This is a genomic window from Kaistia dalseonensis (assembly GCF_030814715.1).
GTDB lineage: Bacteria > Pseudomonadota > Alphaproteobacteria > Rhizobiales > Kaistiaceae > Kaistia > Kaistia dalseonensis.
Window position 1 is genome coordinate 655,532 of record NZ_JAUSVO010000004.1, and the last position, 13,216, is coordinate 668,747.

Consider the following 13,216-nt stretch of genomic DNA (forward strand, 5'->3'; position numbering starts at 1 on the left):
TTGATTGTCGGCCTTGTGGCCACAGCTGTTCTGGCCGCGGCGGCGTTTGCCATCGTCCGCATGCTCAATGTGCCGCCGCCGCCCGCGGCGCCGCCGGCGCCCGTGCCCGTCCAGGTGGCTACGGCCGCGACGGCCGATGTCCCAGTCTACCTGACCGGGCTCGGCACCGTGCAGGCCTACAACACCGTCACCGTCAAGACGCGAATCGATGGCGAGTTGCAGCAGGTCCTGTTCCGCGAGGGGCAGGATGTGAAGAAGGGCGATCTGCTCGCCATCATCGATCCGCGCAGCTATCAGGCAGCGCTCCAGCAGGCACAGGCGAAGCTGGACCAGGACAAGGCGGATCTCGCCAACGCGCAACTTATTCTCGCGCGTTACGCTGATCTGCAGAAGGGCGGTTTCAGCACGGTGCAGGACTACGACACGCAGAAAAGCGTCGTCCAGCAGTTGCAAGCCCAGATCGTTCAGGATCAGTCTGCCATCGCCGTCGCCAATACCGCGCTTTCCTACACGCAGATCACCGCGCCGCTCGACGGGCGGACGGGCCTCCGGCTGATCGATCAAGGCAATATCGTCTATTCCACCGATACGACCGGCCTCGTCGTCGTGACGCAGCTGCAGCCGATCTCGGTCATCGCGACCGTGCCGGAGCAGGCGCAGCCGGCCGTCGCCGCGGCTCTCGCCAGCGGCACCGTGGTGGCGGAGGCTTTGCCAAGGGGAGGGGATACGGCGCTCGATGTCGGGTCGCTGACGCTCATGGACAACCAGATCGATCCGGCGAGCGGCACGCTGAAGCTCAAGGCGACCTTTCCGAACAGCCAGAACCGGCTCTGGCCCGGACAGTTCGTCAACCTGCGCCTCACGCTGCGGGTCGAGAAGAACGTGACGACGGTGCCGTCCGCCGCCCTGCAACGGGGACCGGACGGCTATCTCGTCTATGCGATCCAGCCCGATGGGACCGTGCAGCCGCGCGCGGTGCAGCCGGGACAGATCGCCGAAGGCACGGCCATTGTGAAAAGCGGCCTTGCGAGGGGCGACCGCGTGGTGACGGCAGGGCAGTACGGATTGCGGCCAGGCGTTCGCGTCAAGATCCAGTCGGCACCGGCCGCGCCGGCGTCTCTCGCCGCTCCCGAAGCCGCGAGCTGAACCATGTCCATCTCAGCGCTCTTCATCCGCCGGCCGATCGCGACCATGCTGCTGACGGCAGGCGTTCTCGCCGCCGGGCTTGCCGCCTATCCGCTGCTGCCGGTCGCGCCGCTTCCCGAAGTCGAGTTTCCGACCATTCAGGTCTCGACCGCGTTGCCCGGCGCCAGCCCCGAGATCATCGCCTCGTCGGTGACACAGCCGCTGGAGCGTCAGTTCGGCGAGATCCCCGGTGTGACGCAGATGACGTCGATCAGCACGCTCGGCAACAGCACGATCAGCCTGCAGTTCGACCTCGGGCGCAATATTGACGGCGCCGCGCAGGACGTGCTGACCGCCATCAATGCGGCGGGCGGCCAGCTTCCCACCAACCTTCCCGCGCCGCCGACCTACCGAAAGGTCAATCCGGCCGATGCGCCGATCCTCGTGCTCGCGCTCAGCTCCGCGACACTGCCGCTAACCACGGTCGATGATTATGCCGAGAACGTGCTGATGCAGCGGATGAGCCAGGTGCCGGGCGTGGCGCAGGTCGGCGTGTTCGGCCAGCAGAAGCCATCCGTCCGCATCCAGGTCGATCCGGCGCGTCTCGCCGGCATGGACATGTCGCTCGAGGATGTGCGGACGGCGATCGTCTCCACCACGAGCAACGGACCGAAGGGAACCATCCAGGGGCCGCTCCGAACGTTCACGCTCTACGACAACGACCAGATCTCGTCGGCGGAGCCGTGGAACGACCAGATCATCGCCTATCGGGGCGGCGCGCCCGTTCGCATCCGCGATATCGGCCTCGCGGTCATGGCAGCGGAAAACAGCCAGCTCGCGGCTTGGGCCAACCAGAAGTCGGCTATCCTGCTGCCCGTGTTCAAGCTTCCCGGCGCCAATGTGATCGCAACGGTCGACAGCATCAAGGCGATGTTGCCCAGGCTCGAGGCGTCGATTCCGCCGGCGATAGACATCTCCATATTGAGCGACCGGACGCAGACGATCCGCGCCTCGGTGGCCGATGTCCAGAACACGCTGATCCTGACGATCGGGCTCGTCGTCATGGTCATCTTCGTCTTCCTGCGCAGCTTCTGGGCCACCGTGATCCCCAGTGTCGCCGTGCCGCTCGCCATCATCGCGACCTTCGGGGTGATGTATCTGTTCGGCTTCAGCCTCGACAATCTGTCGCTGATGGGGCTCAGCATCGCGGTGGGTTTCGTCGTCGACGACGCGATCGTGATGCTCGAGAACATCCAGCGCCATATCGAGGATGGCGCCAAGCCGATGGAAGCGGCGTTGAAGGGCTCCGGCGAGATCGGCTTCACCATCGTCTCGATCAGCCTGTCGCTGATCGCGGTCTTCATCCCGCTGCTGCTGATGGGCGGCATTGTCGGCCGACTGTTCCAGGAATTCGCGATCACCGTCACGGCGACGATCATCGTCTCCACCATCGTGTCGCTCACGCTGACGCCGATGCTGGCTTCGCGCCTTCTGCGCGGCAACACGCCCGGCAGCCATGGTCGCCCCTATATGGCCTCGGAACGGGCCTTCGATCGCCTGCTCGGCGTCTACCGCGTCGTGCTGGACACGGCGCTCAGGCGCCACCGCCTGACCTTCTGCGTCTTCCTGGCGACGATCGGCCTGACCGGATATTTGTTCGTCAGCATACCCAAGGGGTTCTTTCCGATCCAGGATACGGGTCTCATCCTCGGCGTCTCGCAGGCTGCGCAGGATATCTCCTTTGCCGAGATGAAGCAGCGGCAGCTCGCCGTTGCCGATATCGTGGCTGCCGATCCGGATGTCGTGTCGATTGGCATGGCGGTCGGCGCATCGGCCGGCCAGACGGTCAACTCGGCCCGGATGTTCATCACGCTGAAGCCGCGCGAGGAGCGGCAGGCGTCGGCGAGCCAGATCATCGATCGGCTGCGCGGCAAGCTTCAGGATGTGGAGGGCATTCGCCTCTACATGCAGCCCGTGCAGGATATCAATGTCGGCGGCAGGGCCTCTGCCGCTCAATATCAATACACGCTTCAAGATGGCGACAGCGCCGAGCTCTATGCCTGGGCAAGCAGGCTCCAGCGGAAGCTGAGTGCCCTGCCGCAACTGACGGACGTGGCGAGTGACCAGCAGAACAGCGGCAGCACGGTGAGCCTGACCATCGATCGTGACCAGGCGGCGCGCTTCGGCATATCGCCGGCCCTGATCGACAGCACGCTCTATGACGCGTTCGGCCAGCGCGAAGTTGCCCAGTATTTCACCGAGCTGAACAGCTATCACGTCATCCTCGAAGTGACGCCGACGATCCAGAACACGCCCGGCGTGCTCGACAAGCTCTACGTGCAGTCACCGCTCACCGGCGGCCAGGTGCCATTGAGCGTCCTCGCCTCGTGGACGACGCAGCCGACGGCGATCCTCGCCATCAATCATCAGAGCCAGTTTCCAGCGGTGACGCTGTCGTTCAACCTCGCGCCGGGCGTGGCGCTCAGCCAAGCCGTTGCGGCGATCCATGGCGCGGAGGCGGATATGGGCCTGCCATCCACGATCATGGGCACCTTCCAGGGCAATGCGGAGGCCTACCAGACGTCGCTTGCCAGCGAGCCTTATCTGGTGCTCGCGGCGCTCGTCGTCATCTACATCATTCTCGGCGTGCTCTATGAGAGCTATGTCCATCCGCTGACGATCCTCTCCACGCTGCCCTCTGCCGCGCTCGGCGCGCTGATCATGCTCTGGGGCTTCGGCTTCGATCTGAGCGTGATCGCGCTGATCGGGATTATCCTGCTGATCGGCATCGTCAAGAAGAACGGGATCATGATCGTCGACTTCGCGCTCGCCGGCGAACGCGATCAGGGGCTCTCGCCCAAGGAGGCGATCCGGCAGGCGTGCCTGCTGCGCTTCCGTCCGATCCTGATGACGACGATGGCGGCGCTTCTCGGTGGCGTCCCGCTGATGCTCGGGCACGGCACGGGCTCGGAACTGCGCCAGCCGCTCGGCTATGCCATCGTCGGCGGCCTGATCGTCAGCCAGGTGCTCACGCTGGTGACGACGCCCGTCGTCTATCTCTATCTGGGCCGCCTGCAATCCCTGCTGAAGCCAAGCCCTCGGGTCGAGACTCAATTGAGCCGATAGGGACGATGGCTGCTATGCTGCGGCGGCTTATGAGTTCGCGCGGGCGGCCGAGCGGGCGTAGCGTCCTGGGGGCTCGCCGACATGGCGGCTGAAGGCCGTGCTGAAGGTGCTGGCCGAACCATAGCCGACCCGCCGCGCGACCTCGTCCAGTGCGATCGAGCCGTTGCGCAGAAGGTCTTTCGCGACGGCCATGCGCCAGGCCAGGAGGTATTCCATCGGTCGGAGGCCGACGGCGCGGGTGAAGCGGTCGAAGAGAGCCGAGCGGGAGAGCCCGGCCTCCCTTGCCAATCCATCCACGGTCCAGGACCGTTCCGGATCGCCATGCATTCGTCGAAGTGCCTCGGCGACACGCGGATCGGCCAATCCGCGCAGCAGGCCAGCCGGCGCGTCTTTGCCCGGCGCCGCCCGCAACGCTTCGACCAGCAGCAGTTCGACGAGGCGCGTCAGCACGAGATCGCGGCCAGGACGTTGTTGAACGGCCTCCTCGCCGAAGATGCGCACGAGCGTGGAGAGACGCTCGACACCGTGGATATGGATCATGCCCGGCAGCAGCGATACGAGCAGCGCCGCGTCGGGTGAATCAAAGACAAAATACCCGCCGCGCAGGCGTACGTCGCTGGGGCCGTCGAGCCGGCCGTGCCGGACGTCCTCGGCCATTTCAGGCATGGCCGAGGGGACAATGCGCCTGGGCGGCGCGGCCTCCAGGCTCGACATGGTGAAGGCGGGCGTCGTGGGGAGGAGAACGAAATCTCCCGTCTCCAGGGTGATCTCCGGTTCGCCATCGACGGCGAGCCGGCACTGTCCCTCGATGACGGCACAGAAGCCGGGCTGGCCGAAAGTCGAATAGCTGACGGCCCAGCGGCCGGCGCCGCTGATCCCCTTGGAGAAGATAGCGCGGGGCCTCAGGAGTTCGATGACCTGGGCGAGGGGGTCTGTCATTCTGGACTAATAGAGAACTATTCCGGACTTATCGTTGATGATGGTCCTGATTATGGCCGCTACCCTGTTCGTGTCAATTGCAACAGAAGACCAGCAGGAACCCCATCATGAAGACCGTACTGATCACAGGTTGTTCGTCCGGCTATGGGCTCGAGACAGCCCGGCACCTTCACGCCGAAGGCTGGAATGTCATCGCCACCATGCGGACCCCGCGCGAGGACCTTCTCCCGCATTCGGAGCGAATCCGCATTCTGCCGCTGGATGTGACGAGCACCGACAGCATCGCGGCCGCGCTCGAACGGAGTGGCCCGATCGACGCGCTCGTCAATAATGCAGGGATCGGTGTGGTCGGGGCCTTCGAGGCCACGCCGATGTCCTATGTGCGTCACGTGTTCGAGACCAACACGTTCGGGGTCATGGCGATGACGCAAGCCGTGATCCCGCAGTTTCGTGCCCGCCGCTCCGGCGTCATCGTCAACGTGACCTCGAGTGTGACGTTGACCCCCATGCCGCTGGCGGCCGCTTATACAGCGAGCAAGATGGCCATTGAGGGCTTCACGGGATCGCTGGCGCTTGAACTGCAGGCGTTCGATGTGCGCGCCAAGCTCGTCGAACCCGGCTACGGCCCGACTACGCGCTTCTCGCAGAATGTCGGAGTGCGCATCGAAGACCTGGTTCCCGAGGCCTATGCGAGCTACGCCGCCGCGATCTTCGCCGCCTATGCCGAACCAGCCTCGGTCACGAAGGAGAGCGATGTGGCGGAGGCTGTCTGGCGGGCGGTGAACGATCTGTCCGGACAGCTGCGCTTTCCGGCCGGTCCGGATGCCGTCGCGCTGGCGCGCGCTGCCTGATCAGGCACGGTCGCTGGCGGGACGTGAGGCCGTCCGGCCCGATATACGACGGCGAATGGCCGGCCGCACCGAACTCCGGATAGGGGTGGGACCGCGACATTTCCTGCCCTAGTGTCATGCCTGCCATCGCATGTCTCTCTTTGGCCATATACGCTCGCCCAAGAGCCGAATCAGGCTCAGGAGGGCGCCCAATGAGAAAAAGTCGAGTTCTGTGCGGTTTTCCGCATGCGAGTGTTTGGAAATTGATCGCCGGCGGCCTCGGCGCCAGCGCCTCAATTTCCATCGCGCACGCGGAGACGCCGATCTTATTCAGCTATGAGACGCTGAATTACGGGACAGCCGACACGTTTCTCACAGGCATCCGCGGCAATAATATTGTCGGCAATTATGTGATCCCCGGGACGACCGCCACGGGTGGTCTCTATTACAGTCTCGCGACCAAGACATGGTCCGCCTTGCCGGTGGCGACCGCAAACGGCGTGAATTTCCCAGATGCGATCGGATCGTCGCCCTATGGTCCGAGCTTCGGTTCGCCATCGGGCATCCTGCGCGCGGTGGGCAGCTACCAGACCGAGGCCTCGGCGCCTTATGATCTGAGCTATCTCTTCGACGCGGCAGCTGCGCCAGGCCAGCAGATCACCAATCTGATCTATCCGAGCGGCGAGGCCGGGCAGACCCTGTTCACGATCGCCCACAGCAATTTCGGCAATCAGGTCGTTGGCGATTACGACACCGATCTCGCGACCGGCAATGCCTTCATCTACAATATCAACACAGGCACCTTCACGAACAACAACATCCCCGGCGCGATCAGCACCACGGCCTATGGCATTTATGGCGACAAGATCGCCGGTGGCTACGCGACGATTTCCAAAGAGACCGGCCTGTCGTTCGAGCACGGCTATATTTACGACCAGCGCACGGGAACCTACGAGACCTATGACCATCCCGGCGCGGTCGCGACGCATTTCGAGGGCATCACCGGCGCGGGGCGAACCGACGAATACAATCTCGTCGCGAACTGGATCACCGCCGATGGCGTGACCCATCCGGCGGTCCTGCATGTCGCCGCCGACGGCTCCACGACCTGGTATGAAATCGACATCCCTGGAGCAGTGGTGTCGTCCAACTCCGCCTATGGCGACAATGTCGTCGGCGTCTATCTCGCTGACGGCGCCATCAATGGCTATGTCGCGACGATCCCGGGAATGTACAACCCGATCCGCAACCGCGACACGCTGGTTTCAAGCGCCGACAATGAGGCGGCCCTCTCGGGTCGCAAGGGCGACGATATCGTCAATAGCGGAACCGTCCAGGTCAGCGGCAATGGCGGGGTCGGCATACGCGGCGAGACCTATGGCGTCTTGACCAACACCGGCACCGTACTGGCGACCGGCATTGCCGGCGCAGCCGTCGAAATGCACGGTGACTATGGCACCCTTCTGAACTACGGCACCCTGCAGGCCTCGGTTGTCGCGGATGCCTTGCGCACCGGTGCCGACAGCGTCGGCAGCGTGATCGTGAACACCGGCATCATCAATGGCCGGATCGCGGCGACGGCGGGGCCGGAGAAGCGGTTCGAGAATAGCGGCTGGATTGGTGTCACCGGCACGGGCGTGCCGATCACCCATCTGATCAGCGGCACGTTCGTCCAGACGGCCGCCGGCACCTTCGCGGTGCGGATGTCCGACGAGGGCAATGATGCGCTGGGCGTGACGGGTACGGTGCGGCTCGCCGGCACGCTGGAGGCCTCGTTCCAGACCACGAATCTCTTGAAGTCCTATGAGGTGGTCGGCGCGACACAGTCGGTCACTGGCTCGTTCGATACGCTCGCCACACAAGGCCTGCCGGATCTGTTCGCCGCCTCGCTTGGATATACGCCGAACACTGTGACGCTGAACGTCGCCGCCGCCATGGCAGAGGTGCCCGGCAACACGCCGAACCAGAGGGCCGTCGGCGCCGCGCTCGACGGCCTCATCAACAATACCGGCAACAACACGCTCGCGGCACTTCCGGAGGCGCTGAGTCCGCTCTATGCCCTGGATGCAAGCCAGTTGCCGGCGGCGCTCGGGGCGCTCTCCGGCGAGGGTTATGCGAGCGAGCAGTCGGTGCTCGTCGGCGACAGCTTCTATAGCCGTCAGGCCGTGTTGGCCCGCCTGCGCCAGGGCGCCTATGCGGGACAGGGCGGTGCCGTCGCGGCGCTGTCCGATGGCGGGCCCGCGCTCGCCTATGGCGAAGCGACAAAACAGCCGGCAGCCGTCGCGGCGCTCGGTTATGCCACGACGGACCCGGCGGCTCTCTCGGCCAAGGCCTCCAGCCCGACGCTGTGGGGCCAGGCCTTTGGCGGCTGGACCGATCTCGATGGCGGTTCCACCACGTCGGATGTCAGCGAGAGCATTGGCGGGATCGTCACCGGCGCGGACATGCGGATCGACAACTGGCTGGTTGGCGCCGCGCTCGGCTACTCCCAGTCCAATGCCGATGTCGACGCCCTCGGCAACTCGTTCAAGGTCGACAGCCTGTTGCTCGCGCTCTATGCGGGCACCAGCGCCGGCCCCTGGAACCTGCGTCTCGGCGCAAGCTATGCCTTCAACCAGATCGATGCCGATCGCACCATCGCCTATCCCGGCAGCCTGCAGCAGGCGAGTGCGCAATATGATGGCGGCACGGCGCAGGTCTTTGGCGAGGTCGGGTACGGCTTCGCGATCCAGACCGTCGCGCTCGAGCCGTTTGCGGGCCTCGCCTGGGTCAATGCCGACAGCGGCAGCTTCGCCGAGACCGGCGCCACGGCCGGACTGGCGGGATCGTCGGATTCCAGCGGCGTCGGCTATAGTTCGCTCGGCATCCGTGCGGCCACCTCGGTGGCGCTCTCCGGCGGCATGGTGTTCCAGCCCCGCGCCTCGCTCGCCTGGCAATATGCCTTCGGCGACATCACGCCGAGCGCGCAGCTTGCCTTCCTGAGCGCGCCGAGCGCCAGCTTCTCGGTCGTCGGCACGCCGCTGGCGGAGAATACGGCGCTCGTCGAAATCGGCGCCGACCTGCTCGTGAGCAAGCAGGCCCGCGTCGGACTGTCCTATGTCGGCCAGTTCGCCGACGACGTGGACAACAATGCCGTCCAGGCCAATCTGAGCTGGAGCTTCTGACCGTTCGAGCGCGCCGTCGCGGCGCGCTCGATCCCTTTCGACCGGGTGGCTGCCTCAGGCTGTGTCGGGCGGCTACCGGCCGGCGGGCGACATCGTGCCGGAAACGGCCAGTGCCGCCGCCCCCCGCAGGACCGCGTCGACACCGTCATCGCTGAGGGTGATGCGCGGCGCCGACCGATCCGGCCGTTCGGCGATCGAATGCGGCAAGGGTTCGGCGGCTTCCACCAGCCGCTCGATCAGCCGGCGCGGCGCATGGCCGCCAATGATGATGGTTTCCGGGTCGAACAGGTTCTCGATCGAGACGATGGCGGCTTGCATCAGCGGCGCCACCTCCGCCAGCCATGCGTCGAAGATCGGTGATCCACCGAGGATGATCTCGTCCGGTGCCGTCTCGATGCCTTCGGCGCGCAGTCGGCGCTCCAGCGCGTCCAGCGAAACATAGCGCTCGAGACAGCCGCGATTGCCGCAGGGACAGGGGTCTCCCCCGACGACGATCGTCATATGGCCGACTTCGCCGGCATTGCCGCGATGTCCGCCGAGGACCGAGCGGCCCTGGACGAAGCGCCCGCCCAGCCCGGCGCCGAAATAGAGATAATAGAAGGTGCTGAAGCCCCGGCCGATGCCATAGAGCAGATCTCCGAGGGCGGCGGCCGTGAGGTCGATATCGAGAAATGTCGGCAATCCCGTTGCGGCGGCGAAGCGGTCGGCGATCGGAATGCCGCGCCAGCCTTCCAGCGTGGTCGAGCCGACGAAGCTCATCGGCTCCACGTCCTGCGGCCCCGGTATGGCGATGCCCATGCCGAGGATCGTCTCGCGGCGCCGTCCGGCACAAAGGGCTTCCACAAGCCGGCGGCCTGCCTCGATCGTCGCTGCCGGGTCGCGCAGCGAGATCGCCAGCTTGCGCCGCTCGACGATGGCGCCGACGAGATCGACCAGCGCGATCTCGATGCCGGCAGGGCTCAGTGACAATCCCACGGTGAAGCCGCCGGCCGGGTTGATCGTCAGCGTGGTCGGTGGCTGGCCGCGGCCCCTCGGCGGCTCGACCGCAGCAGAGAGCAACTGCTGCCCCAGCAGTTCATGGGTGATGGTCGTGACTGTCTGAACCGTGAGTCCGACCTTTTCGGCGATTTCGGCTCGCGAGATCGGCCCGAACAGGCGGATCGTTTCGAGAACTGTCCGGCGGTTGAAGGATCGCCCGACTTCCTGGTTGGTACCTCTCAGGGCCATGCCGTGTTCGAATCGCTTTCTCTTGTGAGGGGCTGTTCAGCCTAGAGTTTGCCCATTCCCGACGCCATGACGTCGTCGCGCATGATCCGGCCGGCGATCACGAAGATCACCAGGACGGGCGCGAGCAGGATGAGGCTGACCACGGCCGCGCTGGTGAAACGGATGCCCGAGCCGTCGAGATAGAAGAAGAGACGGATCGGCAGCGTCTCGACCAGCGGCGCGCCGACAATGAAGGACATGTCGAATTCCTGGAAGCTCTCGACGAAGGTGATCAGACCGCCGGCAACGAGCGTGGGAACGGAGAGCGGCAGGACGACCGCCAGCATGCTGCGCAGCGGCGAGGCGCCGAGCGAGCGGGCCGCGAGCAGCAGATCTTCGGGGATCGTCCCGAGCGACGCGCTCAGCAAGCGGATCATCAGTGGCAGCGTGCCGATGAGTTGCACGAGGATGACGCCTGGAACGGTGTAGGCGAGCTTCAACATCAGGAAGAGTTGACCGACGCCGACGGCGACGACGAGGCCGGGCACGATCAGCGGCGCCAGGATGAAGAGTTCCACGGCGCGCTTCATGCGGAAGGGAAACCGCGCCATCGCCCAGGCCGTCGGCAGCGCTATGATGCCGGAAAGCAGCGTGACCGTGAAGGCGATGCCGACCGAGCGGATCGCCGCCTCTGCGAGGCCGCGATCCTCGACGATCTGGCGCCAGTGATCCAGCGTGAAATCCGTCGGGATCAGCGCGGGCGGAAACCAGCCGTCCGAAAACGACCAGAGCACGATCATCGCGAGCGGCAGGCCGATGACCAGAGCCAGGGCGCCATAGAGCCCAACCGCGAGCCACGGGGCGTCATCGGGCGTGAAGCGTATGCGCGGGGAGGCGGCGTGGCTCATCTCAGGCTCCGTCCGTCTTGCGCCCGCCGATCCGCGCGGTGAGCAGGTAATAGAGCAGCAGGACGATGAAGGACGCCACCATCAGCGTCGTGCCGATCGCGTAGACGAGCGGCCAGTTCGATTCGCGGAACGCCTGGTACATCAGCACCGAGAACGGCAGCGGATAGGAAATGCCGAGCACGTCGGGGATCACGAACGAGCCGGTCGAGCGGATGAAGCTGAGCAGGATGGCGGCGGTGATACCCGGCATGGCGAGCGGGAGCTTCACGAAGAGGAACGAGCGCAGCGGCGAGGCGCCAAGCGCGCGCGCCGCCTGGACCAGTTCGGTCGGGACCGACGCGAAGCTGCCGGTGATGATCAGCGTCATGAAGGGAATGTCCTTCCACGCCACCGCCATGATGACGCCGAAACCCCATTTGTCGCGCACCAGGCGCGGCAGCGTCAGATCGAACAGGTGCAGGAAGCGGCTGAAGAACCCGCCCTGCTCGAACAGCGTCAGCATGGCGAAGGCGACCACGATCGAGGGCACGGCGAGGGGGATCTTGTAGAGGCCGTTGAAGAGCTTGCGCCCGACGAAGCTGCGGCCAAGCGCCAGGGAAAGCGGGATCGCGACGATGAGGTTCACCACCACCGGCATGGCGCCGTAATAGAACGACGTCCTGAGGCCCGCGAGATAGCGAGGGTCGCCGAATACCTTGGCGTAGTAAGCGAGCGTCGGGCCGGCGATCTTGGCGGGGCCCATGCCGATGCCGAACGATCCGAGCACGCCCCAGGCGAGCGGGATGCCGAACATCACCGCGAGGAAGCCGACGCCGGGCGCGAGCAGGAGCAGGGTTTTCCAGGGGTTGCGGTCCATCCCGTTCATGCCGCTTCGCCCTCGATCGCATCGAGCACATGCAATGGCGCTGCGGCGTGCAGGCTGACGCGGCTGCCGACGGGAAGTGGCGAAGCATGGCCGGTGGCGCTGGCGATGAGCTGGTGTTCGCCAGCCTTCACCGAATAGAGGATGGCCGCGCCGAGGAACTGGTGGCCGCTGATGGCGGCGGCTCCTTGGGTGTCGGCTTCGATCCGCAGGTCTTCCGGGCGGATCGAGAGTGAAACCGGCCCGCTCGCCGATCGGTCGATCGGCGCGGTGCCACCCCAGGGCAAGCGAGCCTCGTTGCCGGAGGCGATGGCCTCGATCAGCGAGGTACGGCCGAGGAAGCGCGCGGTGAAACGGCTGCGAGGTGCGCGATAGAGTTCGAACGGCGTTCCGCTCTCGACGACCCGCCCCTCGTTCATCACGACGATGCGGTCGGACATGGCCATCGCCTCGTCCTGGTCGTGCGTGACATAGAGGCTCGTGCCACCGACGCGGCGGTGCAGCCCGAGCAGGTCCTCGCGCAGGCTTTCCCTGAGCTTCGCATCGAGATTGGAGAGCGGCTCATCGAAGAGCAGGAGGTCCGGCTCCATGACGATGGCGCGCGCGAGCGCGACGCGCTGCTGCTGGCCGCCCGAAAGCTGGCGCGGCATGCGGTCGACATAAGCGTCCAGGTTGCAGATCCGTACGGCATGGGCGATGCGGCGGGTCTGCTCGGCCTTGGGAACCTTCTTCATCTTCAGGCCGAAGGCGAGATTGCCCAGCACGCTCATATGCGGGAACAGGGCGTAGGATTGGAACACCATGGCGATGTTCCGCTTTTCCGGCGGCAGGCGGTCGATCCGTGTTCCCGCGATGCGGATTTCGCCGCCGCTCGGCGTGGTGATGCCCATCAGCATGCGCAGGAAGGTGGATTTCCCGCAGCCCGATGGTCCGAGCAGGGTGATGAACTCACCCTGCTCGACGTCGAGATCGGTGGGATGAAGGGCGACCGTATCGGCGAAGCGTTTCGTCAGTCCGGTAACCTGTAGATGTGGCATGGCTTGTCCCGCCGATCGC

At 65.4% G+C, this 13,216-nt stretch carries 9 protein-coding genes; 4 read left to right on the plus strand and 5 right to left on the minus strand.

Annotated features, from left to right (window positions below; genetic code table 11):
- Positions 1-15 precede the first annotated feature (15 nt).
- Together QO014_RS16840 and QO014_RS16845 are read left to right on the plus strand one after the other, a co-directional pair.
- A complete protein-coding gene (locus QO014_RS16840) occupies positions 16-1,146 on the plus strand; it encodes an efflux RND transporter periplasmic adaptor subunit (RefSeq protein WP_266349868.1) in 1,131 nt (376 codons plus the stop codon).
- Between the two features lie 3 nt (positions 1,147-1,149).
- Complete coding sequence (locus QO014_RS16845) at positions 1,150-4,251, plus strand: efflux RND transporter permease subunit (RefSeq protein WP_266349869.1); 3,102 nt, start codon at positions 1,150-1,152, stop codon at positions 4,249-4,251.
- A gap of 27 nt (positions 4,252-4,278) precedes the next feature.
- Here QO014_RS16845 and QO014_RS16850 read toward each other — a convergent pair whose 3' ends face one another.
- A complete protein-coding gene (locus tag QO014_RS16850; RefSeq protein WP_266349870.1) occupies positions 4,279-5,190 on the minus strand; it encodes an AraC family transcriptional regulator in 912 nt (303 codons plus the stop codon).
- Between the two features lie 107 nt (positions 5,191-5,297).
- Between QO014_RS16850 and QO014_RS16855 the strand changes: the two genes are divergently transcribed.
- Positions 5,298-6,041, plus strand: coding sequence for an SDR family oxidoreductase (locus QO014_RS16855; protein ID WP_266349871.1), 744 nt, complete (start codon positions 5,298-5,300; stop codon positions 6,039-6,041).
- Positions 6,042-6,232: 191 nt separating this feature from the next.
- Positions 6,233-9,184: an autotransporter outer membrane beta-barrel domain-containing protein gene (locus tag QO014_RS16860; protein ID WP_266349872.1), complete on the plus strand. Its 2,952-nt coding sequence runs from the start codon at positions 6,233-6,235 to the stop codon at positions 9,182-9,184.
- Between the two features lie 72 nt (positions 9,185-9,256).
- Here the strand turns inward: QO014_RS16860 and QO014_RS16865 are convergent, their stop codons facing one another.
- From QO014_RS16865 to QO014_RS16880, 4 genes are read right to left on the minus strand one after another with little or no spacing between them, the layout of a single operon-like run.
- Positions 9,257-10,411: an ROK family transcriptional regulator gene (locus QO014_RS16865; RefSeq protein WP_266349873.1), complete on the minus strand. Its 1,155-nt coding sequence runs from the start codon at positions 10,409-10,411 to the stop codon at positions 9,257-9,259.
- Positions 10,412-10,452: 41 nt separating this feature from the next.
- Entirely contained in the window at positions 10,453-11,298 is an 846-nt protein-coding gene (locus QO014_RS16870) for an ABC transporter permease (protein WP_266349874.1), read from the minus strand.
- A 1-nt stretch (position 11,299) separates the two neighbouring features.
- Entirely contained in the window at positions 11,300-12,163 is an 864-nt protein-coding gene (locus tag QO014_RS16875) for an ABC transporter permease (RefSeq protein WP_266349875.1), read from the minus strand.
- The gene (locus tag QO014_RS16880) at positions 12,160-13,197 is read right to left on the minus strand and encodes an ABC transporter ATP-binding protein (RefSeq protein ID WP_266349876.1); all 1,038 of its coding nucleotides are present in this window, start codon (positions 13,195-13,197) and stop codon (positions 12,160-12,162) included. Before QO014_RS16880 ends, QO014_RS16875 begins: the two co-directional genes overlap by 4 nt.
- Positions 13,198-13,216: the final 19 nt, after the last annotated feature.